The 3,329-nt window shown below is 71.4% G+C and carries 1 protein-coding gene and 2 pseudogenes; all 3 read right to left on the reverse strand.

What is annotated here, in order from left to right; translation table 11 throughout:
• Positions 1–56: 56 nt before the first annotated feature.
• Positions 57–1,379, reverse strand: a pseudogene (locus MSIMFI_RS27575) (PE family protein); the annotation flags it as partial.
• A gap of 252 nt (positions 1,380–1,631) precedes the next feature.
• A complete protein-coding gene (locus MSIMFI_RS27580; protein WP_191500081.1) occupies positions 1,632–2,669 on the reverse strand; it encodes a PAS domain-containing protein in 1,038 nt (345 codons plus the stop codon).
• 93 nt (positions 2,670–2,762) lie between these two features.
• A pseudogene (locus MSIMFI_RS27585) lies at positions 2,763–3,329 on the reverse strand (hypothetical protein); the annotation flags it as partial.

Consider the following 3,329-nt stretch of genomic DNA (forward strand, 5'->3'; position numbering starts at 1 on the left):
AAGGACCCGATACACTATTTCCCCCCCTTTCGGGGGCGCGGGGTTTTTTAAAAAGACCCCGCCCCCCCCCGGCCCCCCCCCCCCCCCCCCCCCCCCCCCCCCCCCGAGAGCGTGCCCCCTTCCCCCCCGCCCCCCCCGGCTCCGCCGCTGGTGCCGAACCCTCCGGTCCCGCCGATGCCCCCGCTACCAAAGAGGACTCCGGCGTTGCCGCCGGTGCCGCCGGCCCCACCGGAACCGGCCTTGCCCAGGCCGCCGGTGCCGCCGTTGCCGCCGTTGCCGAAGAGTGCGCCGGCGGGGCCGCCGGCACCGCCGGCCCCGCCGGGGGCGTTCGCTGCGAACCCGCCGGCGCCACCGGCGCCGCCGTCGCCAGTGAGCACGCCACCGTGGCCGCCGGCCCCGCCGGTCCCACCGGAGTTGAAGTTGCCGGCCCCGCCGGCCCCGCCGGTGCCGCCGGCGCCGGAGAAGAAGCCGGCGTCGCCGCCCGCGCCACCAGGCCCGCCAAGCAGGCCGCCGCCGAGCCCGCCGCTGCCGCCGTTGCCGCCGTTGCCGGCGAGCGTTCCACCGTGGCCGCCGGTCCCACCGACCCCGCCATTGCCGAGGCTGCCGTAGCCGCCGTTGCCGCCGGTTCCGCCGGAGCCGAATAGTCCTGCGGCGCCGCCGGTTCCGCCGGTTCCGCCCATTCCGGTGCCTTGGTTATTGCCGCCGGCACCGCCGGCACCGCCGTTGCCGAACAGCCCGCCGGCGCCGCCGGCACCGCCGGTTCCGCCGATGCCGCCCTCGGTGAACCCGCCGGCACCTCCCGCGCCCCCGTTGCCGAACAGCCCGCGGGCGCCGCCGGCGCCGCCAGTGGTCTGACCGAGTCCGCCGGCTCCACCGGCCCCGCCGGTTCCGATCAGGCCCGCGGCCCCGCCACTACCGCCGTTTTGGTTGGGCCCACCGGACCCACCGGCGCCGCCGTCGCCGATCAAGATCCCGCCTGCTCCGCCGTTTGCTCCTGTCCCAGGCGCCCCGTTGGCGCCGTTGCCGATTAGTGGGCGGCCAAACAGCGCTTGCGTAGGAGCATTCAGAACGTCGAGCAGGGCCTGCAGTGGTGATGCGGCGGCGGCCTCGGCGCCGGCGTAGCTGCCCGCGCCCGCGGCCAAGGCCCGCACAAACTGGTCGTGAAACGCGGCCGCCTGGGCGCCCACTGCTTGATAGGCGTTGGCGTGCGCTCCGAAACATGCCGCGATGGACACCGACACCTCGTCAGCGGCCGCCGCTGCCACCAGTGTGGTCGAGGCAGCCGCGGCGGCATTGGCCGCGCCGAGCGTCGACCCGAGACTCGCCAAATCCGCGGCCGCCGCCGCCAGCATCTCCGGAGACGCGATCACAAACGACATCTGACACCTCCCAGCAGGTGATCACTACCAAACGGTCAGCTACACACGCTATCGCTGCCGGGGCCAGCCACCTTGAGTTTCAAGATTTTTCGCACTCGGTTCGTCCTCGCCGACCAGTCGACCGCCGCCCACAGCGCTTGGGCCGGACTGTTGATCGGATTGAGCACGCTGGCGTTGTCGGTGCCGGCGTAGGCGTCTCCGGCGCCGCGATCTCTTGGGGATGGTGCGCAAGCGGCTATTCCCAGCGGTGCTTTAGGTGGTGTCGTCGACGGCCTTAGGCAGCCCGGCATCGGTGAGCTCGCCGTCGGTGGGCAGCCGCACTGAGATCAGTCCGGCATGCGTACCTGGTTCCAGTTCAACCCGATTGACGGTGACATGCACTGGCACCCAGTCGGTGTCGTTCCCAGGCAACCTCAACACCCGGCTGGTTGCTCCGTCGGCGAATTCCATTGTCATGGTTGCCATCACGTGCGCATCGTCGGGATGTACGCGCGGCCTGTCCGGCTCGTTGACCCGCCAGTCGTAGAAAGGGCAGGGCTCGTCGAGCCACTTCAGCAGAGTCCAGTTGTTGAGGTCCACCAGCGCCCGGTGAACCCCGATCTGCGCCAGTCCGTTGAGGATCCGCAGCGCCAGATCGTCGACCGCTGCCACTGGGCCCTTGAGTTCGGCACGCCAGTTCATCGCCCGCGCAACCAGGTGGTCGCGGCCGTCTGGCCCGGGTTCCAGCGCGCTGCGCGCGGTAAACCCTATTCGGATTGGCATGCCCTGCCAATCAGTGAGATCCCAAGTGCTGCACAGTGTTTGGCCAGGCTCGGGCCTGATGGTCCAGGCAAGTACCTTGGTTTCGTTCGGATTGAGTTCGCGCGTCGGCAGGTCTTCCGCGAAGGCTCTGCCGTACGTGACCTCGACTTCAGGATTCTTGCCGCTGTTGACGAGGGACTCTCGTGTGTCGGTGGCCACGCCGAGGGTCAGATCCCACTTGAGCGGGCCGGGAGTCGGCCGCTCGGGCGGCTCCGCATCCGCAGGGCCGGTCCACACATGCACTCCATGCATTCGGCCGTCGGACATCACCACAGGTTCGGTGCGGATGACGCGATCTCGCTTGGGGGTGATGCTGGTCAGGCTCTGGCCGGTCTGCAGCGACTCGGCGATCGCTGTTTGGACCGCGGCGAGATAGGGACTGCGCTTCAGGAACGTAGTGATCGGGACGAGGTTCTTGAGCTTGCGCCCCTGGGCTACCACGGCCGGTTCGTCACCTAGTGTCTCCACGAGCAGCCAGTCGTGGCTCATGCCGGCAGTTTACATGCCGCGTCCGCGGCACCCACGCTGGTAGTGGTTATCGGGAAACACGTTGCGGGAACGGCAAATCCGGGTCGACAGCGGCTACGACAACCCGTTCATCCCGTCTTGACCCAACAGCTGTCCGCGGCTCCCTCCGGTGCCTGCATCACCGGACGTCGTGCCGCCGTTGCCGCCGTTGCCGCCGTTGCCGATCAGAACGGCGCTGCCGCCGTTGCCGCCATCGCCGCCGGTCATTGTGCTCTGGCCACCGGCGCCGCCGGCACCGCCATTGCCCACCAGCAAGCCGGCCCTGCCGCCGGTTCCGCCGGTCCCCGCAGTGCCAACCTCGCTGAATCCACCCGCTCCGCCGATCCCGCCGCAGCCAAGCAAGGTGGCGTTGCCACCGATCCCGCCGACACCCCCCGCCGTGCCGCCCTCTCCACCGGAACCACCCGCACCACCGCTCGAGATCAGCAGCCCGGCGGCGCCGCCGCTACCGCCGGGCTGCTGATCTCGAGCGGTGGTGCGGGTGGTTCCGGTGGGGAGGGCGGCACGGCGGGGGGGGGCGGCGGGGGCGGGGGCGGCGCCCCCCTTCCTGGCGGCGGGGCGGGGCGGGGGGGGCGTGCGGCTCGGCGCGGGTGGGGTCGTGCGGGCGCCGGGGGGCGCGCG

This window comes from Mycobacterium simulans (genome assembly GCF_900232995.1).
GTDB lineage: Bacteria > Actinomycetota > Actinomycetes > Mycobacteriales > Mycobacteriaceae > Mycobacterium > Mycobacterium simulans.